This is a genomic window from Pseudomonas sp. R32, assembly GCF_009866705.1.
GTDB lineage: Bacteria > Pseudomonadota > Gammaproteobacteria > Pseudomonadales > Pseudomonadaceae > Aquipseudomonas > Aquipseudomonas donghuensis.
Genome location: NZ_CP019396.1, coordinates 5353892 through 5378599, shown reverse-complemented (window position 1 = coordinate 5378599; position 24708 = coordinate 5353892). Strand labels below are relative to the sequence as shown.

Annotated in this window: 24 protein-coding genes; 13 read left to right on the top strand and 11 right to left on the bottom strand. The window is 62.7% G+C overall.

Going from position 1 to position 24708, the window contains the following annotated elements:
* Positions 1-104 precede the first annotated feature (104 nt).
* Positions 105-2066 (top strand): choline transporter BetT, encoded by a 1962-nt coding sequence (gene betT / locus PspR32_RS24840; protein ID WP_174242344.1) that lies wholly within the window; start codon positions 105-107, stop codon positions 2064-2066.
* 86 nt (positions 2067-2152) lie between these two features.
* Here the strand turns inward: betT and tauD are convergent, their stop codons facing one another.
* Genes tauD through tauA form a run of 4 tightly spaced genes read right to left on the bottom strand, consistent with a single transcriptional unit; the run spans position 2153 to position 5629 of the window.
* A complete protein-coding gene (tauD, locus tag PspR32_RS24835) occupies positions 2153-2986 on the bottom strand; it encodes a taurine dioxygenase (protein ID WP_159389307.1) in 834 nt (277 codons plus the stop codon).
* 19 nt (positions 2987-3005) lie between these two features.
* Positions 3006-3845 (bottom strand): taurine ABC transporter permease TauC, encoded by an 840-nt coding sequence (gene tauC / locus PspR32_RS24830; protein WP_159389306.1) that lies wholly within the window; start codon positions 3843-3845, stop codon positions 3006-3008.
* Positions 3842-4636 carry a taurine ABC transporter ATP-binding subunit gene (tauB, locus tag PspR32_RS24825; RefSeq protein WP_159389305.1) on the bottom strand — a complete coding sequence of 265 codons (795 nt, stop codon included), beginning with the start codon at positions 4634-4636 and terminating at the stop codon, positions 3842-3844. Before tauB ends, tauC begins: the two co-directional genes overlap by 4 nt.
* A gap of 15 nt (positions 4637-4651) precedes the next feature.
* Positions 4652-5629, bottom strand: a complete 978-nt coding sequence (gene tauA / locus PspR32_RS24820) for a taurine ABC transporter substrate-binding protein (protein ID WP_159389304.1) — start codon at positions 5627-5629, stop codon at positions 4652-4654.
* A 553-nt stretch (positions 5630-6182) separates the two neighbouring features.
* Between tauA and PspR32_RS24815 the strand changes: the two genes are divergently transcribed.
* The 8 genes from PspR32_RS24815 (at position 6183) to PspR32_RS24780 (ending at position 13242) form a co-directional block, all read left to right on the top strand.
* Positions 6183-7514, top strand: a complete 1332-nt coding sequence (locus PspR32_RS24815) for an OprD family porin (RefSeq protein WP_010221220.1) — start codon at positions 6183-6185, stop codon at positions 7512-7514.
* 158 nt (positions 7515-7672) lie between these two features.
* Complete coding sequence (locus tag PspR32_RS24810; protein WP_036994929.1) at positions 7673-8311, top strand: peroxiredoxin; 639 nt, start codon at positions 7673-7675, stop codon at positions 8309-8311.
* Between the two features lie 223 nt (positions 8312-8534).
* Positions 8535-9128, top strand: a complete 594-nt coding sequence (ssuE, locus tag PspR32_RS24805; protein WP_159389303.1) for an NADPH-dependent FMN reductase — start codon at positions 8535-8537, stop codon at positions 9126-9128.
* 92 nt (positions 9129-9220) lie between these two features.
* Positions 9221-10186 (top strand): sulfonate ABC transporter substrate-binding protein, encoded by a 966-nt coding sequence (locus PspR32_RS24800; RefSeq protein WP_010221223.1) that lies wholly within the window; start codon positions 9221-9223, stop codon positions 10184-10186.
* A gap of 58 nt (positions 10187-10244) precedes the next feature.
* Positions 10245-11393 carry an FMNH2-dependent alkanesulfonate monooxygenase gene (gene ssuD / locus PspR32_RS24795; protein ID WP_010221224.1) on the top strand — a complete coding sequence of 383 codons (1149 nt, stop codon included), beginning with the start codon at positions 10245-10247 and terminating at the stop codon, positions 11391-11393.
* A 10-nt stretch (positions 11394-11403) separates the two neighbouring features.
* Complete coding sequence (gene ssuC / locus PspR32_RS24790; protein ID WP_010221225.1) at positions 11404-12198, top strand: aliphatic sulfonate ABC transporter permease SsuC; 795 nt, start codon at positions 11404-11406, stop codon at positions 12196-12198.
* Complete coding sequence (gene ssuB, locus PspR32_RS24785) at positions 12195-13007, top strand: aliphatic sulfonates ABC transporter ATP-binding protein (RefSeq protein ID WP_010221226.1); 813 nt, start codon at positions 12195-12197, stop codon at positions 13005-13007. Before ssuC ends, ssuB begins: the two co-directional genes overlap by 4 nt.
* Positions 13008-13026: 19 nt before the next feature.
* Complete coding sequence (locus PspR32_RS24780) at positions 13027-13242, top strand: TOBE domain-containing protein (RefSeq protein WP_010221227.1); 216 nt, start codon at positions 13027-13029, stop codon at positions 13240-13242.
* A 101-nt stretch (positions 13243-13343) separates the two neighbouring features.
* Here PspR32_RS24780 and PspR32_RS24775 read toward each other — a convergent pair whose 3' ends face one another.
* The 4 genes from PspR32_RS24775 to PspR32_RS24760 form a co-directional block, all read right to left on the bottom strand.
* On the bottom strand, positions 13344-13970 hold the full coding sequence (locus PspR32_RS24775; RefSeq protein WP_010221228.1) for a TetR/AcrR family transcriptional regulator: 627 nt from the start codon (positions 13968-13970) through the stop codon (positions 13344-13346).
* A gap of 1 nt (position 13971) precedes the next feature.
* Positions 13972-15558 (bottom strand): glutamate--cysteine ligase, encoded by a 1587-nt coding sequence (gene gshA, locus PspR32_RS24770; RefSeq protein WP_159389302.1) that lies wholly within the window; start codon positions 15556-15558, stop codon positions 13972-13974.
* Positions 15559-15711: 153 nt separating this feature from the next.
* Entirely contained in the window at positions 15712-16095 is a 384-nt protein-coding gene (locus PspR32_RS24765; RefSeq protein WP_010221230.1) for a PaaI family thioesterase, read from the bottom strand.
* The gene (locus PspR32_RS24760; RefSeq protein ID WP_010221231.1) at positions 16095-18413 is read right to left on the bottom strand and encodes a Tex family protein; all 2319 of its coding nucleotides are present in this window, start codon (positions 18411-18413) and stop codon (positions 16095-16097) included. Before PspR32_RS24760 ends, PspR32_RS24765 begins: the two co-directional genes overlap by 1 nt.
* A 241-nt stretch (positions 18414-18654) precedes the next feature.
* Between PspR32_RS24760 and ompR the strand changes: the two genes are divergently transcribed.
* Both ompR and PspR32_RS24750 read left to right on the top strand, forming a co-directional pair.
* The gene (gene ompR / locus PspR32_RS24755) at positions 18655-19395 is read left to right on the top strand and encodes an osmolarity response regulator transcription factor OmpR (protein ID WP_010221232.1); all 741 of its coding nucleotides are present in this window, start codon (positions 18655-18657) and stop codon (positions 19393-19395) included.
* Between the two features lie 127 nt (positions 19396-19522).
* On the top strand, positions 19523-20836 hold the full coding sequence (locus PspR32_RS24750) for an ATP-binding protein (protein ID WP_010221233.1): 1314 nt from the start codon (positions 19523-19525) through the stop codon (positions 20834-20836).
* Between the two features lie 3 nt (positions 20837-20839).
* Here the strand turns inward: PspR32_RS24750 and rimK are convergent, their stop codons facing one another.
* Positions 20840-21745, bottom strand: a complete 906-nt coding sequence (rimK, locus tag PspR32_RS24745; RefSeq protein ID WP_010221234.1) for a 30S ribosomal protein S6--L-glutamate ligase — start codon at positions 21743-21745, stop codon at positions 20840-20842.
* The gene (gene rimB / locus PspR32_RS24740) at positions 21742-22224 is read right to left on the bottom strand and encodes a retropepsin-like aspartic endopeptidase RimB (RefSeq protein ID WP_010221235.1); all 483 of its coding nucleotides are present in this window, start codon (positions 22222-22224) and stop codon (positions 21742-21744) included. Before rimB ends, rimK begins: the two co-directional genes overlap by 4 nt.
* A 143-nt stretch (positions 22225-22367) precedes the next feature.
* Between rimB and PspR32_RS24735 the strand changes: the two genes are divergently transcribed.
* The gene (locus tag PspR32_RS24735; RefSeq protein WP_159389301.1) at positions 22368-22769 is read left to right on the top strand and encodes an RNA-binding S4 domain-containing protein; all 402 of its coding nucleotides are present in this window, start codon (positions 22368-22370) and stop codon (positions 22767-22769) included.
* On the opposite strand, the gene PspR32_RS24730 is transcribed toward PspR32_RS24735, so the two are convergent.
* Positions 22766-23569 carry a phosphatase PAP2 family protein gene (locus PspR32_RS24730; RefSeq protein ID WP_010221237.1) on the bottom strand — a complete coding sequence of 268 codons (804 nt, stop codon included), beginning with the start codon at positions 23567-23569 and terminating at the stop codon, positions 22766-22768. The two genes, PspR32_RS24735 and PspR32_RS24730, sit on opposite strands and share 4 nt — an antisense overlap.
* A 105-nt stretch (positions 23570-23674) precedes the next feature.
* Between PspR32_RS24730 and hslO the strand changes: the two genes are divergently transcribed.
* A complete protein-coding gene (gene hslO / locus PspR32_RS24725; protein WP_010221238.1) occupies positions 23675-24577 on the top strand; it encodes an Hsp33 family molecular chaperone HslO in 903 nt (300 codons plus the stop codon).
* Positions 24578-24708: the final 131 nt, after the last annotated feature.

The window sequence follows — 24708 nt, the reverse complement described above, 5'->3', positions numbered from 1 at the left end:
GGAGGAAACCCTTTGCTGAACCCGTTCAATCCAAGCTTCTCCCCCCTCGGCGGGGTGCACAATCGATGAGTGCACCCAGCCCCGTCTCCAGCGGCAAGATCCGCATGAACCCGCCGGTTTTCTACTTCGCGGCAAGCTTTATCCTGATATTCGGCCTGGTGGTCATCAGCAATCCGCAAGCGGCCGGCGAGTGGTTGCTGGCAGCGCAGAACTGGGCGGCCAACACCGTTGGCTGGTACTACATGCTGGCGATGACGCTGTATCTGGTCTTCGTGGTGGTCACCGCCTTGTCTGGCTACGGCAAGATCAAGCTCGGTGCCGACCACGACGAGCCCGAGTTCAGCTACCTGTCCTGGGCCGGCATGCTGTTCGCAGCGGGTATCAGCATTACCCTGTTCTTCTTCTGCGTCTCCGAACCCCTGACGCACATGCTCCAGCCGCCGCAAGGCGAGGCCGGCACGGTCGAGGCCGGGCGCCAGGCGATGCAGTTGCTGTTCCTGCACTGGGGCCTGCATGGCTGGGGGGTGTTCGCGTTTGTCGGCATGGCCCTGGCCTATTTCGCCTACCGGCATAACTTGCCGCTGGCCCTGCGCTCGGCGTTGTATCCGTTGATCGGCAAGCGCATCAACGGCCCGATCGGCTATGCCGTGGACGGCTTCGGCATCATCGCCACGGTGTTCGGCCTGGGCGCCGACATGGGCTTTGGCGTGTTGCACCTCAATTCGGGCCTCGACTACCTGTTCGGCGTGCCCCATACCCAGTGGGTGCAGGTGATCCTCATCACCCTGATGATGGGCGCGGCGGTCGCCGTGGCAGTTGCCGGGGTCGAGAAAGGCGTGCGGGTGATGTCCGATATCAACATGTTCCTGGCCTGCGCGCTGCTGCTGTTCGTGTTGTTCGCCGGGCCCACCCAGCACCTGTTCAACACCTTGATCCAGAACCTCGGCGACTACCTCGGCGCCTTGCCGCGCAAGAGCTTCGATGTCTATGCCTACAACCAGGCCAATGAGTGGCTGGGTGGCTGGACCGTGTTCTACTGGGCCTGGTGGATTGCCTGGGCGCCGTTTGTCGGCCTGTTCATCGCGCGGATTTCCCGCGGCCGGACCATTCGCGAGTTCGTCTTCGGCGTGCTGCTGATCCCGCTGGGCTTCACCCTGGCGTGGATGTCGATCTTCGGCAACAGCGCCATCTCCCAGGTGCTCGACCACGGCATGACCGCGCTGGGGCAATCGGCCCTCGACAACCCGTCGATGACCCTTTACCTGCTGCTGGAAACCTACCCGTGGAGCAAGGCGGTGATTGCCGTCACGGTGTTTATCAGCTTCGTGTTCTTCGTTACCTCCGCCGACTCCGGCACCGTAGTGCTCTCGACCCTCTCGGCCAAGGGCGGCAACGCCGACGAAGATGGGCCGAACTGGCTGCGGGTGTTCTGGGGCGCGATGACCGCGCTGGTTACCAGCGCCCTGCTGTTTGCCGGCAGTATCGATTCGCTGAAGTCGGCGGTGGTGCTCACCTCGCTGCCGTTCTCGGTGATCCTGCTGTTGATGATGTGGGGGCTGCACAAGGCGTTCTACCTGGAGTCGCAACGCCAGATTGCCCAGCTGCATTCGCTGGCGCCGTTCGCCAACTCACGGCGTGGCCGCGGCGGCTGGCGTCAGCGCTTGAGCCAGGCCGTGCATTTCCCGTCACGCGATGAGGTGTACCGCTTCATGGATGACGTGGTGCGTCCGGCGATTGCCGAGGTGACTGAAGTGTTTGGCGAGAAGGGCCTGCATGTCATCACCCAGGAGGATCCGAGCCACGACAACGTCAGTTTGAAGATCGGCCATGGTGAAGAGCAGCCGTTCATTTACCAGGTGCAGATGCGCGGTTACTTCACACCGTCCTTTGCCTTGGGCGGCCTGGGTACCCAGGAGCTGAAGAATCGCCGCTACTACCGTGCCGAAGTGCACCTGAGCGAAGGCAGCCAGGATTACGACCTGGTTGGCTACAGCAAGGAGCAGATCATCAACGACATCCTCGATCAGTACGAGCGGCATATGCAGTTCTTGCATCTGGTGCGTTGATTTCTCTGGCCTCATCGCTGGCAAGCCAGCTCCCACAGGTCTTGTGGGAGCTGGCTTGCCAGCGATGGTAGCGCCGCGATGGATCTTTAAAACGGCGCATCCCCCAGAATCGTCGCCCGGTGCATCACCCGCCGCGTCGGCCGGTAGTCGTCCACTGCGTAATGCTGGGTCACGCGGTTATCCCAGAACGCCACGTCGTTTTCCTGCCAGCGCCAGCGAATGGTGAACTCCGGGCGGGTCGCGTGAGCGAACAGCAGCTTGAGAATCGCCTCGCTTTCAGCCTCGCTCAGTTCATTGATGCGGGTGGTGAAGCCGTCGTTGACGAACAGCGCCTTGCGTCCGCTCACCGGGTGGGTACGGATCACCGGGTGCGACAGCGGTGGGTTGTTGCGCCGCGCCGCTTCCCAGCGCGCCAGATCTTCCGGGGTGGTGCCGAAGCGCTCCAGCGGGAACGACTTGGTGAAGTCGTGGGTCGCGGTGAGGCCGGCGAGCAGCTGCTGCAGCGGTGCCGACAGCGCCTCATAGGCAGCTATGCCACTGGCCCACAAAGTGTCGCCGCCGTAGGCCGGCAGTTGCTTGGCGCTGAGCACCGCACCCAGTGCCGGGGTCGGCAGGAAGGTCACATCGGTGTGCCAGATGGCGTTGTCGCGCACGTCGGTGACGGCGGTGTCGAGCACCAGCACCTGTGGCGTTTCCGGCACATTCGGGTAGATCGGGTGGATATGCAGGTCGCCAAAACGGGCGGCAAATTCGGCCTGTTGCTGTGGGTTGATCGGCTGGTCGCGGAAGAACAGCACCTGGTGCTTGAGCAGCGCCTGTTCGATGGCGTCGCGTTGTTCTTGGCTGATTTCGCGGCTGAGGTCGATGCCGCTGATGTGTGCGCCGAGGGCAGGGCTCAGCGGGGTAATGGTCAGGCTCATGGTTGTTCTCTATCCGTTGTCAATGGCTCTGGCCGTGCCAGGGCACCAGCTTGCGCTGCAGGGCACGCAAGCTCATCTCCAGGGCGAAGGCAATCAAGGCGATCACCAGGATGCCCAGCACCACCACGTCGGTTACCAGGAACTGCGCGGCCGACTGGACCATGAAACCCAGGCCGCTGGTGGCGGCGATCAGCTCGGCCGCCACCAGGGTCGACCAGCCAACACCCAGGCCGATGCGCACACCGGTAAGAATGTCGGGCAGGGCGCTGGGCAGGATCACATGGCGAATCAACTGCCAGCGCGTGGCCCCCAGCGACTGCGCGGCGCGCAGTTTGGTCGGGTCGACGGTACGCACGCCGGTAGCGGTGGCAATGGCGATCGGGGCGAAGATCGCCAGGTAGATCAGCAGCACCTTCGACAGCTCGCCAATGCCGCACCAGATCACGATCAGCGGCAGGTAAGCCAAGGGCGGAATCGGCCGGTAGAACTCGATCAGCGGGTCGAGAATGCCGCGGGCAATGCGGTTGTGGCCGATGGCGATACCAATCGGAATCGCCGTGACGATCGCCGCACCGAGAGCCAGGCCGATACGTTGCAGGCTGGCACCCAGGTGCTGCCACAAGGTTGACTCCATGTAGCCCTGGGTCAGCAGCAACCAGGCCTTGCTCAGCACCGCTGCGGGTGAGGGCAGGAACAGCGGCTCGATCCATTCGGCGGCGGTGACCGCCCACCACAGCAACAGCAGCGTGGCCAGGGTCAGGCCGCTGATCCAGCGGGTGCTCAGGCTGCGCCGGAGTTTGCTCGGCGCGATTTGGCTGGCGGCGCGTTTGGCCGCGACCGGGACATCCAGGCTGCTCATGCGAACTCCTGCCGCGTAACGGCACTGCGTTGGGAGAACACCCGGGCCAGCACGTGCTCGCGGGTTTCGATAAAGCGCGGGTCGGACTTGATCGCGCGGGCTGACTCACCAGCGCTGTAGCGCTGGCCGAAATCCAATTGCAGGCGTTCGACGATCTGCCCAGGGTTCGGGGCCAGCAACACCAGTTCGGTGGCGAGGAACACCGCCTCTTCAATGTCGTGGGTAATCAGGAACACCGGCTTGGCGGTACGCTGCCAGACCTGCAACAGCAACTCCTGCATCTGTTCGCGGGTAAAGGCATCCAGCGCGCCGAACGGCTCGTCCATCAGCAGTACCCGCGGGTCGGCAGCGAGGGCCCGGGCCAGGCCCACGCGCTGCTTCTGGCCACCGGACAGCTGCCAGATCCGCCGGCTGGCAAACTCCGCCAGGTCGACCAGGGCGAGCATCTCGCGGGCCTTGCTTTCCCTCACGGCACGCGGCACCCCGGCCAGCTCCAGGCCGAAGGCGACGTTGGCCAGCACGTCTTGCCAGGGCAACAGCGCATCGTCCTGGAACACCACGCCGCGCTCGGCGCCGGGGCCTTGCACCGGTACGCCATCGAGGGTGATGCGGCCGCTGCTGGGCGCCACGAAACCGGCAATCAGGTTGAGCAACGAGGTCTTGCCGCTGCCCGAAGGGCCGAGGGCCACCAGCAATTGCTGCGGGCCCAGGCTCAGGTTGATATCGGCCAGCACCGGCTCGGCCGCGCCGGAGTACTGTGCACTGATGCGCTCCAGTTGTAACAGGGCCATGGTCTGCTCCGAGTCTCAGTTGGCGATGAATTTGGCGCTGACGTAGGGCGCGTAGTCCGGCAGCACCGCTTCGACCTTGCCTTGCTCCTTGAGGAAGGTGGCGGTGTCGGTGATCGCCTGGGTGGTCGGTGCGCCCAGCGCTGCAACCTGGTCGGCGGCCAGCGGGAACACGTTGCCTTGCAGCAGGCCGGGGATGTCAGCCGCCTTGGCGCCAGAGAGCTTCACCAGCTTGTCGACGTTGCTCTTGTTCGCTAGCCACGCTTGCGGGTCTTTGCGGTAGTCGGCGTAGGCATCCAGGGTGACCTTGGCGAAGGCCTTGACGATCTCCGGGTGCTTGGCGGCGAAGTCCTTGCGCACGATCCAGGCGTCAAAGGTCGGTGCGCCTTTCGCGGCCAGCTCACCGGAGGTGATCAGCACCTTGCCGTTTTCCTTGGCCACGCCCAGGGCCGGGTCCCAGACGTAGGTGGCGTCGATGTCGCCGCGCTTCCAGGCGGCGATGATTGCCGGTGGTGCGAGGTTGAGGATCTGCACCTTGGCCGGGTCGATGTTCCATTGCTTGAGCGCGGCCAGCAGGCTGTAGTGACCGGTGGATACGAACGGCACGGCGATCTTCTTGCCGATCAGGTCCTGCGGCGAATTGATGCCGGCACCATCGCGGGCGACCAGGGCTTCGGCGGCGCCGATCTGGGTCGCAATCAGGAAGGTTTCCACCGGCAGCTTGCGGGTCGCGGCAGCGGCCAGCGGGCTGGAACCGAGGTAGCCGATCTGCACATCGCCAGAGGCCACGGCGGTGATCACGTCGGCGCCGCTGTCGAACTTGCGCCAGTCGATGTCAGCCTTGCTGGTTTTCTCGTAGGTACCGTCGACCTGGGCGACTTTCGCCGGGTCCACGGTGGTCTGGTAGGCCACCGTCAGGTCGGCCGCCTGGGCAAACCAGCTGGCGCCGGCCAGGGTCAGGGCGGCGAACAGGCGCAGGGGAGCATGCAGGGTCATGGTGAACTCCTTGTCAGGCGGGCGGTTGTGTTGGGGTGAAATAAGACTAGATGATCTAAGAAAGTTAAAATAAATAACTTTTTTGCATTAGCTTAGGAGCCAATTGATTTAAGGCTCTGGGAAGGTGCTGGCTTCATCGGCCTGGGCGCCAAACGTGATGCTGGTCAAGGCCGGGGCACAGGGGAAAGGCAATGATGGTCGGGCCATGGGGCTGCCCTGCCGAAAGGGGACGGTTCGACAAAGCTATGCGGTCTAAAAAGCCGCTTCCCAATACCCTTTAGGAATTAGCTTAGGTGCCGATAACGGCAGCGGAGAAAAATTTGGATCATATTCCGCAATAATCTGAAAAATTACGAAATAAGTCTTTTTGGATTTATAGGATTGTCATTATCCTTCACCCCCACCGTTGGCGCATTAGACCAAAGTAGTGAAATGAATGGTTACGATTGACTAGACGGTCACCCTTTGGTGCTAATCGCCAATCGACGTCGAGCGGGACACAAAGATCCTGCCGTAAGCGACACACAAGAATTAGAACGTAGAGGAGCAAAACATGTACAAGTCCACCTTGGCACTTGCCGTGGCCGTTGGGGTTCTGGCCCAGCAAGCGGGTGCTGCCGGTTTCGTTGAAGACAGCAAGCTGTCGCTCAGTTCCCGCACCATGTATTTCGATAATGATGACCGTGAGACCGGTGGTTCCAGCAGCCGCGAGTCTGGTCAAGGTTTCAAGCTCGACTACATCTCGGGCTTCACCGAAGGTACCGTAGGCTTTGGTGTCGATGCACAAGCGCTGTGGGGTATTCATCTGGATGGTGGCCGTGGTCATCACCCGAATAACAGCACCTTCTTCCCTAGCGACACCGATGGCTCGGCTGTTGATCAGTGGGCGCGGATCGGTGCTAACGCCAAAGCGCGTTTCTCGAAAACCGAAGCTCATTTCGGTAGCGCCCTGGCACCTAACCTGCCAATCCTCGTCGCGAACGATGGCCGTCTGCTGCCGCAAACGTTTGAAGGTGGCACCATCCAGTCGAAGGAAATCGACAACCTGACCCTGAACGCCGGTCAGTTGACCCACGCCATGGGGCGTGCGTCGAGCAACCGTACTGGTCTGGCCGTTGCCGGTGGTACCCAGGATAGCAACAAGTTCCAGTTCGCCGGTGGCGACTGGAAGGTCACCAAAGAACTGACCCTGCAGTACTACTACGCGAACCTGGAAGACTACTACAAGCAGCACTTCCTGGGTCTGACTCATGTGTTCCCGATTGCTGACGACCAATCCTTCAAAACCGACCTGCGCTACTTCGACAGCCGCAGCGACGGCGCGAACGGAGACGCCACTCACTTCTTCAGCAACAACGGCGGTTATGCCAAGAACGCTGGCGAGGTCGATAACAAGACTTGGAGCGCCATCTTCACCTACACCCTGGGCGGTCACTCGTTCCTGCTCGGCCATCAACAGGTCGGCGATGACGGTGGTTTCGTCTACCTGGGCCAAGGTGATGTCGTAGATGGCCGCAATCGCAACGAAGGCAACGGCGGTTCGAGCTTCTACCTGTTCACTGACAGCATGATCAACTCCTTTGTCCGTGCTGGAGAGAACACCACTTTCGGTCAGTACGCGTATGATTTCGCACGACTGGGCGTGCCAGGCCTGAAGGCGTCGGTCAACTACCTGCGCGGTGATGACGTTCGCTATAAGTCCGGCAACGGTACTTATGACGAGTGGGAGCGCGACGCGCGTGTCGACTACGTCATTCAGGAAGGCACCTTTAAAGGCCTGGGCGCCAGTCTGCGTCATGGTGTCTACCGTGGTGAGGGTTCCGAGTCCGCTCGCGACCAGGATCAGACCCGCCTGATCTTCAACTACACTTACAACTTCATGTAAGTCGGGTTGAAACGAGAGCCTCGCCCAGTGCGAGGCTTTTTTTTTGCCTGCACCAGATTAGATTTATTGGTTATAAATAAATCGATATTTATTCTTTTTAATTTTACAGCGAAGCAGGCACAGTGAAGCCATAACGAACTCAGCCAAGGAGCCGCACCATGAGCCTCAGACTCGGCGATATCGCCCCCGACTTCGAACAGGATTCCAGCGCCGGCAAGATCCGCTTCCACGAATGGCTGGGCGACAGCTGGGGCGTGCTGTTCTCTCACCCGGCCGACTTTACTCCGGTGTGCACCACCGAACTGGGCTTCACTGCCAAGCTCAAGGAGCAGTTCGCCGAGCGTGGGGTCAAGGCCATCGCCCTGTCGGTGGACCCGGTGGATTCGCACCACCGCTGGATCGAAGACATCAACGAAACCCAGAACACTATCGTCAACTTCCCGATCCTGGCCGATGCCGATCGCAAAGTCTCCGACCTCTACGACCTGATTCATCCCAATGCCAGCGACACCCTGACGGTGCGTTCCTTGTTCGTCATCGACCCGAACAAGAAGATCCGCCTGACCATCACCTATCCGGCCAGCACCGGGCGCAACTTCCACGAGATCTTGCGGGTGATCGACTCGCTGCAGCTGACCGACAACCACAAGGTCGCCACCCCCGCCAACTGGCAGGACGGTGACGAGGTGGTGATCGTGCCGTCGCTCAAGGATGAAGAGGAAATCAAACGCCGCTTTCCAAAGGGTTACCGGGCGGTCAAGCCGTACCTGCGCCTGACCCCACAACCCAATCGTTGATCTTTAGCCATAGCAGGGATTTTGGGCCGTTTACGGCCCTTTTTTTATTGCCCCCAAGGCCTGTAGGAGCGGGCTTGCCCCGCGATATTCATATAGGTCTATAAGGAATAAACAAATGAAAAAATATGATTTATCGATATATGTATCGAACTGTTAAGGTCACTCCACTCCAGCGAGAACTTCAACTCGCGGCCCTCTAGAACACGATCAAGGATGCGTTCCAATGCTGGTTGTTTCTCTCGGTGGTAGTCCCAGCCTGCGTTCGCGCTCCGGCGTCCTGCTTGAGCGCAGCCACCAGTGGCTGCAAGGCCAGGGCGTGGAAGTGGTGACTTTCCAGGTGCGGGATTTTCCGGCCGAAGACCTGCTCCATGCGCGCTTCGACAGCCCCAAGGTGCAGCACTTTCTGCAATTGGTAGAACAGGCCGATGGCCTGGTGGTTGCTACCCCGGTGTACAAGGCCTCGTTCGCCGGTGCGCTGAAAACCCTGCTCGACCTGCTGCCCGAGCGTGCCCTGAGCCACAAGGTGGTGCTGCCGATCGCAACCGGCGGCAGCATCGCCCATATGCTCGCGGTGGATTACGCGCTCAAGCCGGTGCTGTCGGCACTCAAGGCCGAGGAAACCCTGCAAGGGATCTTCGCCGACGATAGCCAGATCGCCTACGGCGAAGGCAGCGCCGCCGCGCAACTGGCGCCGGCCCTGGAGCAGCGTCTGCTCGAATCGCTGGAACTGTTTCACCGCGCCCTGGCGCGTCGCCCCAAGCCGGTTGCGCCGGGCGTGTTGAATGAACGTCTGCTCAGTGCTCGCTGGAGCATCTGAGGCGTACCACCCGCTACCTGTAATTCCCACCTTACTCGCCCGCCAACGGGCAAGCAGGTGCAGCCTGAACCCCAACAGCAAAGGAGAGCGCTATGCGCACTGTCATTTTGCGTCGTGGTCTGGTCGCTCTGTTTGCTGCGGCTGTGTCCTTCGGCGCCATTACTCAAGCCCAGGCTGAAAGCCTGCGTATCGGTTACCAGAAGTACGGCACCCTGGTGCTGCTCAAGGCCAAGGGCACGCTGGAAAAGCGCCTTGCCGCCCAGGGCGTGCAGGTGCAATGGACTGAATTCCCAGGTGGCCCGCAGCTGCTCGAAGGCTTGAACGTCGGCTCGATCGACTTCGGGGTAACCGGTGAAACACCGCCGGTGTTCGCCCAGGCCGCTGGCGCTGACCTGCTTTATGTCGCCTACGAGCCGCCAGCGCCGCACAGCGAAGCCATCCTGGTGCCCAAAGGGTCGCCGATTCAGTCGGTGAAGGAACTCAAGGGCAAGAAGGTCGCGCTGAACAAAGGCTCCAACGTGCACTATCTGCTGGTCCGCGCCCTGGAAGACGCCGGCCTCAAGTACAGCGACATCCAGCCAGTGTTCCTGCCGCCCGCCGATGCCCGCGCCGCCTTCGAGCGTGGCAGCGTCGATGCCTGGGTGATCTGGGACCCGTACCAGGCCGCTGCCGAGCAGCAGTTGCAGGCACGCACCCTGCGTGATGGCCAGGGCATCGTCGACAACCATCAGTTCTACCTGGCGACCAAGCCCTACGCGCAGAAGCACCCTGAAGTGATCAGCGCCTTGGTCGATGAAGTGCGCGCAGTGGGCGAGTGGTCCAAGGCCAACCCACAGGAAGTCACCGACCAGGTCGCGCCGCTGCTCGGCCTGCCTGCCGACATCACCCTGACCTCGGTCAAGCGCCAGGGCTACGGCGCCGCTTTCCTTACCCCGGAAGTGATCGCCGCCCAGCAGAAGATCGCCGACACCTTCAAGACGCTCAAGCTGATTCCCAAGCCGTTGAGCATCAAGGACGTGATCTGGACTCCGCCGGCCAAAGTCGCCAGCGCCCCTTGACGATTTGCCCGCGCCGGGGCGCCGCCCCGGTCTGCGCCACCCCTAGGAGACAACTCCAATGAGCCTCAACGTATTCTGGTTTCTTCCGACCCATGGCGATGGCCATTACCTTGGCACCGCCGAAGGCGCGCGCGCCGTCGATCACGGCTACCTGCAGCAGATCGCCCAGGCGGCAGACCGCCTCGGCTTTGGCGGCGTGCTGATCCCGACCGGGCGTTCCTGCGAGGACTCCTGGCTGGTCGCCGCTTCGCTGATTCCGGTGACCCAGCGCCTGAAGTTCCTGGTGGCCCTGCGTCCGGGGATCATTTCGCCGACCGTGGCGGCGCGTCAGGCAGCAACCCTGGATCGCCTTTCCGGTGGCCGGGCCTTGTTCAACCTGGTGACCGGTGGCGATCCGGAAGAGCTCTCCGGTGATGGCTTGTTCCTCAGCCACGAAGAGCGCTACCAGGCCTCGGTGGAATTCACCCGCATCTGGCGCCGGGTGCTGGAAGGCGAAACCGTCGACTACGACGGCCAGCACATCCAGGTCAAAGGCGCCAAGCTGCTCTATCCGCCGATCCAGCAGCCGCGTCCGCCGCTGTACTTTGGCGGCTCTTCGGAGGCCGCGCAGGACCTGGCAGCCGAACAGGTCGAGTTGTACCTGACCTGGGGCGAGCCGCCGGCAGCGGTGGCGGAGAAGATCGAACAGGTGCGCGCCAAGGCCGCCAAGCAAGGCCGTACTGTGCGTTTCGGCATTCGTCTGCACGTGATCGTGCGTGAAACCAACGCCGAAGCCTGGCAGGCCGCCGAGCGGCTGATTTCGCACCTGGACGACGACACCATTGCCCGGGCCCAGGCCTCGCTGGCGCGCTTCGATTCGGTCGGCCAGCAACGCATGGCCGCGCTGCATGGCGGCAACCGCGACAATCTGGAAGTCAGCCCCAACCTGTGGGCCGGTGTCGGTCTGGTGCGTGGCGGTGCCGGTACAGCGCTGGTCGGCGACGGCCCGACCGTGGCCGAACGGGTCAAGGAATACGCGGCGCTGGGCATCGACACCTTCATTTTCTCCGGTTATCCCCACCTGGAAGAGTCGTACCGGGTCGCCGAGCTGCTGTTCCCGCACCTGGATGTGGAGCGCCCGGAGCTGCCGAAAAGCGGTGGCTACGTGAGCCCGTTCGGCGAGATGGTCGCCAACGACATCCTGCCCAAATCCTCGGCGCAGCGCTGAGGGCCGGGCCATGAGTCGTTCATCCACTCCCTGGCAGCAACGCCTGGCGCCCTGGGCGCTGCCGTTGCTGTTGTTGGCGGTCTGGCAACTGGCAGTCAGCCTCGGCTGGCTGTCGACGCGGATCCTGCCGGCGCCGAGCGCGGTATTGAGCGCCGGCGTCGAGCTGGTGCGCAGTGGCGAGATCTGGACCCACCTGGCAATCAGCGGCTGGCGGGCAGCCGTCGGCTTTCTGATCGGTGGCGCCATCGGCCTGGCGCTGGGCTTTATCACCGGCCTGTCGAAATGGGGCGAGCGCCTGCTCGACAGCTCGGTGCAGATGATTCGCAACGTGCCGCACCTGGCGCTGATCCCGCTGGTGATCCTGTGGTTCGGCATCGATGAGTCGGCGAAGATTTTCCTGGTGGCCCTGGGCACCTTGTTCCCGATTTACCTGAACACCTACCACGGCATCCGCAACGTCGATCCGGCCTTGGTGGAAATGGCCCGCAGCTATGGTTTGTCCGGCTTTGAGCTGTTTCGCCAGGTGATTCTGCCGGGCGCCTTGCCATCGATCCTGGTCGGTGTGCGCTTTGCCCTGGGCTTCATGTGGCTGACGTTGATCGTGGCCGAAACCATTTCGGCCAACGCCGGCATCGGCTACCTGGCGATGAACGCCCGCGAGTTCCTGCAGACCGATGTGGTGGTGCTGGCCATCGTCCTCTATGCCGTGCTCGGCAAGCTTGCCGACCTGGCCGCACGCGGCCTTGAGCGAGTCTGGCTGCGCTGGCATCCGGCCTATCAACCGAGCAGGGGAGAGGGCGCATGACCATCCTCAAGGAACCACCACTGCGGCTGCTGCGCGGGATTCCGCTGGCGGCGCAGAACCTGCAGAAAACCTTCGGCCAGCGTCAGGTGCTGCGCGACATCGACCTGCACATTCCGGCCGGCCAGTTCGTCGCCATTGTCGGGCGCAGCGGCTGCGGCAAGAGCACCTTGCTGCGCTTGCTGGCCGGGCTTGAGCAACCCAGTGGCGGCGAGCTACTGGCAGGTTCTGCGCCGCTGAGCGAAGCCCAGGAAGACACCCGGCTGATGTTCCAGGAAGCGCGTTTGCTGCCGTGGAAGAAGGTCATCGACAACGTCGGCCTGGGCCTGTCGGGCAACTGGCGGCCGCGAGCCCTTGAAGCGCTGGAGGCGGTCGGCCTGGCCGAGCGTGCCAATGAATGGCCGGCGGCGTTGTCGGGCGGCCAGAAGCAGCGTGTGGCCCTGGCCCGCGCCCTTATTCACCAGCCGCGCCTGTTGCTGCTCGACGAGCCATTGGGCGCGCTGGATGCGCTGACCCGTATCGAGATGCAGCAGTTGATCGAGCGGCTGTGGCGCCAGCATGGCTTTACCGTGTTGCTGGTTACCCACGACGTCAGCGAAGCGGTGGCGGTTGCCGACCGGGTGATCCTCATCGAAGACGGCGAAGTGGGCCTGGACCTCAACGTCGACCTGCCACGCCCGCGGGTACGCGGTTCACACCGCCTGGCCGCACTGGAAACCGAAGTACTCAACCGGGTTCTGTCGATCCCGGGCACACCGCCCGAGCCGGAACCTGTCGCACCTTTGCCGACGCAATTGCGTTGGGCTCTCTGACCTGTAAGGAACCAAGCAGATGACTATCAAAGCGATCAACGTACGTAACCAGTTCAAAGGCACCGTCAAGGAAATCCTCGAAGGCCCGGTGTTGTCGGAAATCGATGTGCAAACGGCCTCGGGGATCGTCACTTCGGTGATCACCACCCGCTCGGTGCGCGAGCTGGAACTGACCATTGGCAGTGAGGTGATTGCCTTTGTGAAGTCGACAGAAGTGTCGATTGCCAAGCTCTGACTACCAGGGCAAGGCTTAGCCTTGCATCGCTGGCAAGCCAGCTCCCACAAGGTTCGGTGTATACAGTCCCTGTGGGCGCTGGCTTGCCAGCGATGAGGCCGTCAGCGTTTAGGCAGGAAAGGCGGCAGATACAAGCCCAGGTATGCATCAAACACCCGCATCCCTTCCTCGGCCATGCGCGGCGTGATCTGCCCGTGCAACTGCACCGAACGGGCATACACCCGATCGCCCAGCTCCATGGCCAAAGCAAACACATCCACATCATCCGGCAACACCGGCAACTGGAAATGCTCGGCGAACAAGGTGTGCATCAGGTCGCCCAACTCGATGTCGTGCTGGCGGTCAGCCTGGGTCACTTCGCTCAAGCCATGCTGGGCCAGAATCAGCTGCCGCGCCGCAGCGTCTTCGTTGTAGATCACCAGCATGCGCTGTTCGACCAGGCGCGAGAGGTCGTGCCAGGTGTTCAACGCCGCCGCATCAATCGGCGCTTCAAGGCAGGCGCGAAAGGCGCTGTGCACGTCGGCGGTGAGTGCTTCAAGCAGGGCCGGAACACTGGCGAAGAAGTGATACACCGATGACGGCGGAATCTGCGCACGCTCGGCCACGCTGTAGATCGACAGGCTGGCCACCCCTTCGCTGGCCAGCAGCGTGCGCGCCGCCTCGAGGATCGAATCGATCCTCGCCTGGCTGCGGGCGCGGGGTTTGCGCGGGGTAGCGGTGCGGGTCATGTCAGTTGCTGATCGCCAGGATGCTCGCCTGGTAAGCGCTGACGAACAGGTCGAAGTCGGCCTTGTCTTCTTCGCGTTCAAGCCTGGCCTGGGCCTCAAGGGATTCGCGAGCCGCCGTTTCAAACCCTTGTTGCTGTTCAGCCGCCAGGGCCTGGGCGCGGAAGAACTCGGCATGGGCCTGGCTTTGCCGCAAGGCGAAGCGGCTGAAGCTTTCCTTGTGCTCGGTCATGCTCGCCAGCACCTGCGCCGATGGCGTCAGGGAAGGGTCGCTGACCTTGGCTTTCTGCGCGTGCAGGGCCTTGGCGTGTTCGTCGCTGCCGTGGCTGCGGTCGAGCAGTTCGGCCAGGGGCGCAATGCGTTCGAGCAGTTCAGCGGCCCACTGCTTGAGCTCGACCGGCTGACCATCACGCTGCAACTCCAGGCCCGGACGGCGACCTTCCTTGACCACGCTAAGGAAGTTGCTGGTGCAGTTGCCGCATTCCAGGTTGCCCAGCAGCGGGCTTTCTTCCAGGGCGCAGAACAGCAGGAAGGCGTCGAGGAAACGCGCTTCGGGCAAGTCGATACCGGTTGGCAGGAACGGGTTGATGTCCAGGCAGCGCACTTCGACGTACTGGATGCCGCGAGCCATCAGCGCCTGGATCGGCCGCTCGCCGCTGTAGGTGACGCGCTTGGGGCGGATGTTGGAGTAGTACTCGTTTTCGATCTGCAGGATGTTGGTGTTCAACTGAACCCATTCGCCATCCTTGTGCGTACCGATCTCGACATAGGGCGCGTACGGCGTGGCCACCGCCTTGCGCAGGCTGTCGGTGTAGCTGGCGAGGTTGTTGTAGCACGGCGTCAGGCCGGCCTGGGCGTTGCTCTGGTAACCCAGGTCGCTCATGCGCAGGCTGGTGGCGTAGGGCAGGTACAGGGTGTCGGCGTCGAACTGTTCGAGCTGGTGTGGGCGACCGCGCAAAAAGCCGGCGTCCAGGGCCGGCGAGGCGCCGAACAGGTACATCAGCAGCCAGCTGTAGCGGCGGAAGTTACGGATCAGGGCGATGTAGGCCGCCGACTGATAGTCGCGATCAGCTTCCGTGCTGTGTTCGGCTGCGCGCAGCAGCGGCCAGAGTTTTTCTGGCAGCGAGAAATTGTAGTGAATCCCGGCGATGCACTGCATGGTGCGGCCGTAGCGCAGGGCCAGGCCCTTGCGGTAGACGTACTTGAGCTGACCGATGTTGGAGGTGCCATACCAGGCGATCGGAATGTCTTCCTCGGCTGGCAGCGGGCAGGGCATCGACGGGCTCCAGAGGAACTCGTTGCCAAGCTTGGTGTAGGCGAAGCGGTGGATGTTTTCCAGGCTTTCGAGGGTCTGCGCCGGGTCGGCCAGGGCTGGGGTGATGAACTCCAGCAGCGACTCCGAATAGTCCGTGGTGATCTGCTCGTGGGTCAGCGCCGCGCCGAGGGCTTCGGGGTGCGGAGTCTGGGCCAGACGACCTTCCTCGGTCACACGCAGGCATTCACGCTCGATGCCGTGCAGGCACTGCTTGAGCAGGGAGAGGTTGTCGCCTTGGCCGAGCAGGCTCAGGCGGCGGTTGAGAAGTTCGCTCAAGATGGATTCCTTCACGCGTCAGTCGCCCCAATATGGGGGTGGAGATGACGGTCTACAAGGGTGGACAGAGGAACTGGCGTTGTCGCCTGGTTGTGGCCGGCTTTCGGCAGCGCCTGCGCTCTGCCGAAAGTACCGCAGTTTGGCCATTTGCGGCTAGAGGACGACGAATGTCCCCTGCGCTTTTGCCACCAGTTTGTCGCCCTGAAGTACATCGGCGTCGACCACCAGCGTGCGCCGCCCGGCATGCAGCACCCGGGCAACGCACAGCACTTCACCTTCGCTGACCGCGCGCAGGTAGTTGATCTTGCATTCCAGGGTCACGCTCTGCTGGTCGAAACCATGGGAACTGGAGCAGGCCAGGCCCATGGTGGTGTCCACCAGGCTGAAGATCGCCCCGCCATGCAGCTTGCCGCCCCGGTTGCGCAGGTGCGGCTCCAGGGCCATGGCCACCTCGGCAACCCCTGCTTCCAGGTGTTGCAGGCGGCAGCCGAGCAGTTGGCTGAAGGCGCTGAAGACGACTTCGTCGGGAACCGTCATCACTTCTTCTTCAACTGCTTGGCGTTGGCGAACAGCGCGGCCATGGCGTTGTTGGCCGGGGCCGGGGTTTCCTTGGCGCGGGCTGGAGCGCTTGGCTGGCGTGGGGCCGAGCCCGGGCGGCTGCCACGGGCGCCATCGATCTTCTCGCCCGGGGTGTCGCTCATGCGCATCGACAGGCCGACGCGTTTGCGCGGAATGTCGATTTCCATGACCTTGACCTTGACCACGTCGCCGGCCTTGACCGCTTCACGCGGGTCCTTGATGAACTTCTCCGACAGCGCCGAGATGTGCACCAGGCCGTCCTGGTGCACGCCGATATCGACGAACGCACCGAAGTTGGTGACGTTGGTCACCACGCCTTCGAGGATCATCCCCAGTTGCAGGTCCTTGAGGTCTTCGACGCCTTCCTGGAACTCGGCGGTCTTGAACTCCGGACGCGGGTCGCGACCGGGCTTGTCCAGTTCCTGGAGAATGTCGGTGACGGTCGGCAAGCCAAAGGTTTCGTCGGTGAATTTCTTCGGGTCCAGGCGCTTGAGGAAACCGCTGTCGCCGATCAGCGAGCGGATGTCGCGGTCGGTTTCAGCGGCAATGCGCTGCACCAGCGGGTAGGCTTCCGGGTGCACTGCGGAGGCGTCCAGCGGGTTGTCGCCGTTCATCACGCGCAGGAAACCGGCGGCCTGCTCGAAGGTTTTCTCGCCCAGGCGGCTGACTTTCTTCAGCGCGGCGCGGGTCTTGAAGGCGCCGTTGGCATCGCGGTGGGCAACGATGTTCTGCGCCAGGGTGCTGTTGAGACCGGAGATGCGCGCGAGCAGGGCCACCGAGGCGGTGTTGACGTCGACGCCGACGGCGTTCACGCAGTCCTCGACCACCGCATCCAGGCCACGGGCCAGTTTCAACTGGGAAACGTCATGCTGGTACTGGCCGACACCGATGGATTTCGGGTCGATCTTCACCAGTTCCGCCAGCGGGTCCTGCAGGCGCCGGGCGATGGATACGGCGCCGCGGATCGATACGTCGAGGTCCGGGAACTCCTTGGCCGCCAGCTCCGAGGCCGAGTACACCGAAGCGCCGGCTTCGGAGACCATGATCTTGGTCATCTTCAATGCCGGGTATTTTTTGATCAGCTCGGCGGCGAGCTTGTCGGTTTCGCGGCTGGCGGTGCCGTTACCGATGGCGATCAGCTCCACCGAGTGCTTGGCGCACAGCGCGGCGAGCACGGCGATGGTCTGGTCCCACTGGTTCTTCGGCACGTGCGGGTAGACGGTGGCGGTGTCCAGCAGCTTGCCGGTGGCATCGACCACGGCGACCTTGCAACCGGTACGCAGACCCGGGTCCAGGCCCAGGGTGGCACGCGGGCCGGCCGGGGCGGCCAGCAGCAGGTCGTGCAGGTTGTGGGCGAAGACGTTGATCGCCTCGCCTTCGGCGTTGTCGCGCAGCTCGCCGAACAGGTCGGTTTCCAGGTGGCTATAGAGCTTGACCTTCCAGGTCCAGCGCACCACTTCAGCCAGCCATTTGTCGGCAGGACGGTTCTGGTTCTGCAGGCCGAAACGTTCGGCGATCATCATTTCGCACGGGTGCAGGGTGCCCGGCAGCTCTTCGCCGACTTTCAGCGAAGCGGCCAGAACGCCTTCGTTGCGGCCACGGAAAATCGCCAGGGCGCGGTGCGACGGCACACTCTTGAGCAGCTCGTCGTGTTCAAAGTAATCGCGAAACTTCGCCCCTTCCTCTTCCTTGCCTGCCACCAGGCGGGCACTGAGCACCGCCTCTTGCTTGAGGAAGCTGCGCAGCTTGTCGAGCAGGCTGGCGTCTTCGGCGAAGCGCTCCATGAGGATGTACTTGGCGCCTTCGAGGGCCGCCTTCACGTCCGCCACGCCTTTTTCGGCATCAACGAAACGTGCGGCTTCGGCTTCAGGGCTCAGTTGCGGGTCGTTCAGCAAACCGTCGGCCAGCTCGCCGAGGCCGGCTTCCAGGGCAATCTGGCCCTTGGTGCGGCGTTTTTGCTTGTACGGCAGGTACAGGTCTTCGAGGCGGGTCTTGGTGTCGGCCAGTTTGATTTCACGGGCCAGTTCCGGGGTCAGCTTGCCTTGCTCTTCGATGCTGGCAAGGATGCTGACACGCCGTTCGTCCAGCTCGCGCAGGTAGCGCAGGCGCTCTTCCAGGTGGCGCAGCTGGGTGTCATCCAGGCTACCGGTGACTTCTTTCCGGTAACGGGCGATAAAAGGTACGGTCGAACCTTCATCAAGTAGAGCCACGGCCGCTTCGACCTGTTGTGGGCGGACACCGAGTTCCTCGGCGATGCGGCTGTTGATGCTGTCCATAAAACCACCTGACAAATTGTGAATACAAAGGCCGCGGGCGGGCGCTGTAGAGCGCTTGTGGTCAATGCGGCGCTGGCTGAAAGCGGCGCATTATACCCAGCGCGTCCGGCTTGCGGTGATAGCAGCGGGCCAGTTGTCGGCCGGGCAACACTGGCACCCGGGGAAAAATCTGCTAACAATGCACACGGCACGGCCACTGATGGCTAAGCCATAATGCGTGCCGAGATTAGAGGAGCTATCCATGAGCAGCACTGCACAAAACGCCGAAGGCGAAAAAATTCTCATCGTCGACGACGACCCGGGCCTGAGCAGCCTGCTGGAACGATTCTTCACCAGCAAGGGTTATCGTGCTCGTGCAGTACCCAATACCGAACAGATGGATCGCTTGCTGGCCCGCGAAGTCTTCAACCTGGTGGTGCTCGACCTGATGCTGCCTGGCGAGGACGGCCTGACCGCCTGCCGGCGCCTGCGCGCCGCGAACAACCAGATCCCGATCATCATGCTCACCGCCAAGGGCGATGAGCTGAGCCGCATCAAGGGCCTGGAGCTGGGCGCTGACGACTACCTGTCCAAGCCTTTCAACCCCGACGAACTGATGGCCCGGGTCAAGGCCGTGCTGCGCCGCCAGGCGCCGGCAGTACCGGGCGCGCCGGGCAGCGAGGACGAAACCGTCACTTTCGGCGACTACGAGCTGTCGCTGGCCACCCGTGAACTCAAGCGCGGCGAAGAAGTGCACATGCTCACCACCGGGGAGTTCGCCGTGCTCAAGGCGCTGGTCATGCATGCGCGCGAGCCGCTGACCCGCGACAAACTGATGAACCTGGCCCGTGGCCGCGAGTGGGACGCGCTTGAGCGTTCCATCGACGTGCAGATCTCGCGCTTGCGCCGGATGATCGAACCCGACCCGTCCAAGCCACGCTATATCCAGACTGTCTGGGGTGTAGGCTATGTGTTCGTTCCGGATGGCAATGCCAGCAAGTGATGTTCCGTTTGTAGAAGTAGCTCACTGCAAGCAGGGCGAACCTTCGGGTTGCCCTGTTTTTGCCTGTGCACTACTTCGCAAAGCCTGCGAGCCCCGCTCGCGCTCGCAAAGTGTGTAGCCGTTGTCGATGAAAACGCCCCTGTGGTTCCCGCAAAGCTTCTTCGCCCGCACGCTCTGGCTGGTGCTGATCGTCGTGCTGTTCTCCAAGGCTCTGACCCTGGTGTACCTGCTGATGAACGAGGACGTACTGGTCGACCGGCAATACAGTCACGGTGTTGCCCTGACCCTGCGTGCCTACTGGGCCGCCGATGAGTCCGACCGTGACAAGATCGCCGAGGCAGCAGGGCTGATTCGCGTGGTGGGCTCCGGCGTTCCCGAGGGTGAACAGCACTGGCCGTACAGCGAGATCTACCAGCGCCAGATGCAGGCCGAGCTGGGCGCCGATACCGAAGTTCGCCTGCGCGTGCATGCACCACCGGCCTTGTGGGTGCGGGCGCCGAGCCTGGGTGATGGGTGGCTGAAGGTGCCGCTGTATCCGCATCCGCTGCGCGGGCAGAAGATCTGGAGCGTGCTCGGCTGGTTCCTGGCCATCGGCCTGTTATCCACCGCTTCGGCGTGGATCTTCGTGCGCCAACTCAATCAGCCGCTCAAGCGCCTGGTGTTCGCCGCCCGGCAACTGGGCCAGGGGCGCAGTGTGCGCCTGCCGATCAGTGACACGCCCAGCGAGATGACCGAGGTCTACCGCGCCTTCAACCAGATGGCCGAGGATGTCGAGCAGGCCGGGCGCGAGCGCGAGCTGATGCTGGCCGGGGTGTCCCATGACCTGCGCACGCCACTGACGCGCTTGCGCCTGTCGCTGTCGCTGCTGGCCAACGAAAGCGACCTGACCGACGACATGGTCCGCGATATCGAAGACATGGACGCGATCCTCGACCAGTTTCTGGCGTTCATCCGCGATGGTCGCGATGAGCCCGTCGAAGAGGTCGACTTCAGTGAGCTGGTGCGCGAGGTGGTGGCGCCGTTCAACCAGCCGCAGGAGCAGGTACGCCTGTGCCTGGAGCCGATACCGCCATTCCCGCTGCGCCGGGTGTCGCTCAAGCGCCTGCTCAACAACCTGATTGGCAACGCCCTCTATCACGCCGGCAAGGGTGTCGAAGTGGCGGCCTATGTCTCGGGCGAGGGTGGTGCGCCCTATGTGGTGCTGAGCGTGCTGGATCGTGGTGCCGGGATCGACCCGGGCGAACTGGAGGGCATTTTCAACCCGTTCATTCGCGGCGACCGTGCCCGTAGCGGCAAGGGCACCGGGCTGGGCCTGGCGATCGTCAAGCGGATCGCCGCCCAGCACGGTGGCAATGTGCAGTTGCGCAACCGTTCAGGCGGCGGCCTGGAGGCGCGGGTGAGGCTGCCGCTAGGCCTGATGCTGCCGCGCGACGCGGTCTAGGCGCTAGCCTTTGCCCTTGGTGCGGGTCAGGTTCGGCCCGCCGTTCTTCTCCAGATGCTCGATGATCATCCCGGCGACGTTCTTGCCGGTGGTGACTTCGATGCCTTCCAGGCCCGGCGAGGAGTTCACCTCCATCACCAGCGGGCCGTGATTGGAGCGCAGGATATCCACCCCGGCCACGCTCAAGCCCATGACCTTGGCCGCGCGGATGGCGGTCATGCGCTCTTCCGGAGTGATCTTGATCAGGCTGGCGCTGCCGCCGCGGTGCAGGTTGGAGCGAAACTCACCGGGCTTGGCCTGGCGCTTCATCGAGGCGATGACCTTGTCGCCGACCACGAAACAGCGAATGTCCGCGCCGCCGGCTTCCTTGATGTATTCCTGGACCATGATGTTCTGCTTCAGGCCCATGAACGCTTCGATCACCGACTCGGCTGCCTTGGTGGTTTCGCACAACACCACGCCGATGCCCTGGGTGCCTTCGAGTACCTTGATCACCAGCGGCGCGCCATTGACCATCTGGATCAGGTCGGGGATATCGTCCGGCGAGTGGGCAAAGCCGGTGACCGGCAGGCCGATCCCCCGACGCGACAGCAGTTGCAACGAGCGCAGCTTGTCCCGCGAGCGGGCAATGGCCACCGATTCGTTGAGCGGGAACACCCCCATCATTTCGAACTGGCGCAGTACCGCGCAGCCGTAGAAGGTTACAGAAGCGCCGATCCGTGGGATCACCGCGTCGAAGTTTTCCAGCGGCTTGCCACGGTAGTGGATCTGCGGCTTGTGGCTGGCAATGTTCATGTAGGCGCGCAGGGTGTCGATCACAACCACCTCATGGCCTCGTTCGGTACCGGCTTCGACCAGGCGACGAGTGGAATACAGACGCGGGTTTCGCGACAGCACGGCGATCTTCATGCAACACCTGTGGAGGGAGTGATAGTGGCCGGGAATGCCGGCTTGTCCTGAACGTACTTGAGCCCTGGGTTGACCACCAACTGGCCATGGATCAGGGCTTTGGAACCGAGCAACAGGCGATAGCGCATGGCCTTGCGGCAGGCCAGGGTGAACTCCACCTCCCACACCCGGTCACCCAGCGCCAACGGCGTGCGGATGACGTAGCGGGTCTGGGCCTGGCCGTTGGAGCTCTTGATGGTCTTCATCGTCACCAGTGGCGCCTCGCAGCGCCGGTGCCGCAGTTGTACCACCGAACCCAGGTGGGCATTGAAACGCACCCACTGCTCGCCATTGCGCTCGAAGGGCTCGACTTCGGTGGCATGCAGGCTCGAGGTGCTGGCGCCGGTGTCGATCTTGGCCCGCAAGCCAGCCAGGCCGAGGTCCGGCAGGGCCACCCACTCGCGCAGGCCGATCACGGTCAAATGGTCAAATGTCTTCAAAATGCTCAACCAGCGTAGAAAGTCGTCAGGCTCCAGAATGGGCGTGAGCGACAGGTCGGTGAACTGTAAGCACGCCGCGTGTTTTTTGCATCCGCCAGATACGGTAGTACAGTTCTCTTTACGAAAATAAGTGGGGAAATGTGATGGCACAAAAGCCGGAAGAGGACGACAAGGTCCGCTTGGACAAATGGCTATGGGCGGCGCGCTTCTACAAGACCCGGGCGCTGGCCAAGGCGGCCATTGAAAGCGGCAAGGTGCATTGCCGGGGCGAGCGCTGCAAGCCGGGCAAAGACCCGCGGGTGGGCGATGAGTTCGTGCTGCGCACTGGCTTCGACGAGCGCACGGTAGTGGTCAAGGCGTTGTCGGTGGTGCGCCGCGGCGCGCCTGAGGCCCAGGCGCTGTACGAGGAAACCGCGCAGAGCATTGCCCGCCGTGAACAGGCTGCGGCTATGCGCAAGGCCGGCGCCCTGGGTGTCAGTACCGATGGCCGGCCCACCAAGAAACAGCGGCGCCAGTTGCATCAGTTACATGACAGCGCCGGTTAAGCGCGCGAGTCGATCACGTTCAGGCGCCCGAGCAGCGGCAACCGCGCCAGCAGGTCGAACAACGGTGCGGTCAGGCGCATCAAGGCTGCGCTGGCCTTGGCGGCAAACGGGGTGTAGCAGCTCCAGCCCAGGGCCAGCACCGCCATCAACACGCCACCGATGTAATCGTCCTGGCCCCAGTGCGCACCGGCCACCAGGCGTGGCAGCATGAACAACAGCGCCAGGGCCCAGATCAGCAGCTGCTGCAGCAGCTTGCGGCTGAACAGGCTCATGAACATCGCCCAGATCAGCAGCACCGAGGCATGGTCCCCGGGGAAGCTCTGGCTGGAGCGGTCCTTGAGCTCCCAGCGGGCTTCCAGGTGCGGGTAGAAATCGCTGAGGTGGATGGCATCGCTGAACACCATCGACGGGCTGTTGTGCTGCCAGCCCATGGCGTTCATCCATTTCGAGAACACGGCGCGAATCACCAGCAGCAGCACCAGGGTGGCGAAGAAGCCGAAGAAGGCCTGGCGCACCTGGCTGGCCTTGAACACCCAGTCGCCGCGGATCAGCAGGCTGAGCAGGATCAGGCCGACGACGATATCGAACGGACGCAGGCTGCCGACGGTCCAGATGTAACGCCAGGTGTTATTGTCGGCCAGTGGTCGATTGAGCAGGTGAAACAGCCATTCGTCGAAAGTCAGGCAGATGATCTGGCCAAACGGCCACAACCAGAAACACAGTAGCGCAACGGGCAAAACCGTGCAGAGAATCAAGGGACCCCAAGCCCACCTTGCTTGGAACAGTGAAGAATTGTCCATAAACTACCTCTTTGCTGCGAACCACGAGTGCACCATTCTGGTGCTCTAGACCGGGCTTTATAGGCCCTTGAAATTATTTTGTCATCATTCAGAAAGCCAGAGCCCATGTCCGATTTGCCAGATACCGACTACACACAACGCTTCATCTTCGACGACCGCGATGTACGCGGTGAGATGGTCGGGCTGGAGCGCAGCTACGCCGAAGTGCTGGCCAAGCATCCTTACCCGCAGCCTGTCGCGCAGCTGCTCGGCGAGCTGATGGCGGCAGCCGCGCTGCTGGTCGGTACGCTGAAGTTCGACGGTCTGCTGATTCTTCAGGCACAGTCGAGCGGGCCGGTGCCCCTGCTGGCCATTGAATGCACCAGCGACCACGAAATTCGCGGCCTGGCACGCTATGCGGCCGAGCAGATCAAGGATGATGCAAGCCTTGCCGACCTGATGCCTGGCGGGCATCTGGTCCTGACCATCATTCCGGTCAACGGTCAGCGCTACCAGGGCACGGTGGAGCTGGACGGCAAGGACCTGTCGGAGTGTTTCACCAACTATTTCGTCATGTCCCAGCAGATCAATACCTGCATCTCGCTGGCCGCCGACGGCATTCGAGCCCGTGGCCTGCTGGTGCAGCAGCTGCCTGCCGACCGCCAGAAGGACATCGAGGAGCGCGAGGACAGCTGGAACCATGTGAAAGCGCTGGCCAATACGGTGAAAGCCGAGGAGCTGCTGGGTCTGGACAACGAAACCGTGCTGCATCGCCTGTATCACGAGGATGCCGTGCGCCTGTTCGATATCCAGCCGCTGCATTTCCGCTGCAGCTGCTCGCGTGAGCGCTCCGGTAATGCGTTGGTCAGCCTTGGCAAACATGACGCGCTGGAGCTGATTAACGAGCATGGCGGCAAGATCGAAGTCGATTGCCAGTTCTGTAATCAGTGCTATCAATTCGATGCGGCCGATATCGAGCAATTGTTCGCCGGTGGCGGTGTAGACACACCGTCAGATACTCGGCACTAAAACGTTTCAGTACAGGTAATTCTCCTGTCTAACGCCGGAAACACGCCGTTCTGACAGGAGGGCCCTACTTTTTTTGGGCGTTTCTGGCATAATCCGGCCACTTTTTTCGCTGTAGTAGTTTGGAAAGATCT

Coding starts and splice junctions, on each gene's coding strand:
- ompR (WP_010221232.1), top strand. CDS start 18,655: ATGAGCAGCACTGCACAAAACGCCGAAGGCGAAAAAATTCTCATCGTC.
- ssuD (WP_010221224.1), top strand. CDS start 10,245: ATGAGCCTCAACGTATTCTGGTTTCTTCCGACCCATGGCGATGGCCAT.
- PspR32_RS24775 (WP_010221228.1), bottom strand. CDS start 13,970: ATGACCCGCACCGCTACCCCGCGCAAACCCCGCGCCCGCAGCCAGGCG.
- tauB (WP_159389305.1), bottom strand. CDS start 4,636: ATGGCCCTGTTACAACTGGAGCGCATCAGTGCACAGTACTCCGGCGCG.
- PspR32_RS24765 (WP_010221230.1), bottom strand. CDS start 16,095: ATGACGGTTCCCGACGAAGTCGTCTTCAGCGCCTTCAGCCAACTGCTC.
- PspR32_RS24760 (WP_010221231.1), bottom strand. CDS start 18,413: ATGGACAGCATCAACAGCCGCATCGCCGAGGAACTCGGTGTCCGCCCA.
- tauC (WP_159389306.1), bottom strand. CDS start 3,845: ATGAGCAGCCTGGATGTCCCGGTCGCGGCCAAACGCGCCGCCAGCCAA.
- PspR32_RS24815 (WP_010221220.1), top strand. CDS start 6,183: ATGTACAAGTCCACCTTGGCACTTGCCGTGGCCGTTGGGGTTCTGGCC.
- PspR32_RS24810 (WP_036994929.1), top strand. CDS start 7,673: ATGAGCCTCAGACTCGGCGATATCGCCCCCGACTTCGAACAGGATTCC.
- betT (WP_174242344.1), top strand. CDS start 105: ATGAACCCGCCGGTTTTCTACTTCGCGGCAAGCTTTATCCTGATATTC.
- ssuC (WP_010221225.1), top strand. CDS start 11,404: ATGAGTCGTTCATCCACTCCCTGGCAGCAACGCCTGGCGCCCTGGGCG.
- rimK (WP_010221234.1), bottom strand. CDS start 21,745: ATGAAGATCGCCGTGCTGTCGCGAAACCCGCGTCTGTATTCCACTCGT.
- PspR32_RS24735 (WP_159389301.1), top strand. CDS start 22,368: ATGGCACAAAAGCCGGAAGAGGACGACAAGGTCCGCTTGGACAAATGG.
- PspR32_RS24780 (WP_010221227.1), top strand. CDS start 13,027: ATGACTATCAAAGCGATCAACGTACGTAACCAGTTCAAAGGCACCGTC.
- hslO (WP_010221238.1), top strand. CDS start 23,675: ATGTCCGATTTGCCAGATACCGACTACACACAACGCTTCATCTTCGAC.
- PspR32_RS24750 (WP_010221233.1), top strand. CDS start 19,523: ATGAAAACGCCCCTGTGGTTCCCGCAAAGCTTCTTCGCCCGCACGCTC.
- tauD (WP_159389307.1), bottom strand. CDS start 2,986: ATGAGCCTGACCATTACCCCGCTGAGCCCTGCCCTCGGCGCACACATC.
- ssuB (WP_010221226.1), top strand. CDS start 12,195: ATGACCATCCTCAAGGAACCACCACTGCGGCTGCTGCGCGGGATTCCG.
- PspR32_RS24800 (WP_010221223.1), top strand. CDS start 9,221: ATGCGCACTGTCATTTTGCGTCGTGGTCTGGTCGCTCTGTTTGCTGCG.
- tauA (WP_159389304.1), bottom strand. CDS start 5,629: ATGACCCTGCATGCTCCCCTGCGCCTGTTCGCCGCCCTGACCCTGGCC.
- PspR32_RS24730 (WP_010221237.1), bottom strand. CDS start 23,569: ATGGACAATTCTTCACTGTTCCAAGCAAGGTGGGCTTGGGGTCCCTTG.
- ssuE (WP_159389303.1), top strand. CDS start 8,535: ATGCTGGTTGTTTCTCTCGGTGGTAGTCCCAGCCTGCGTTCGCGCTCC.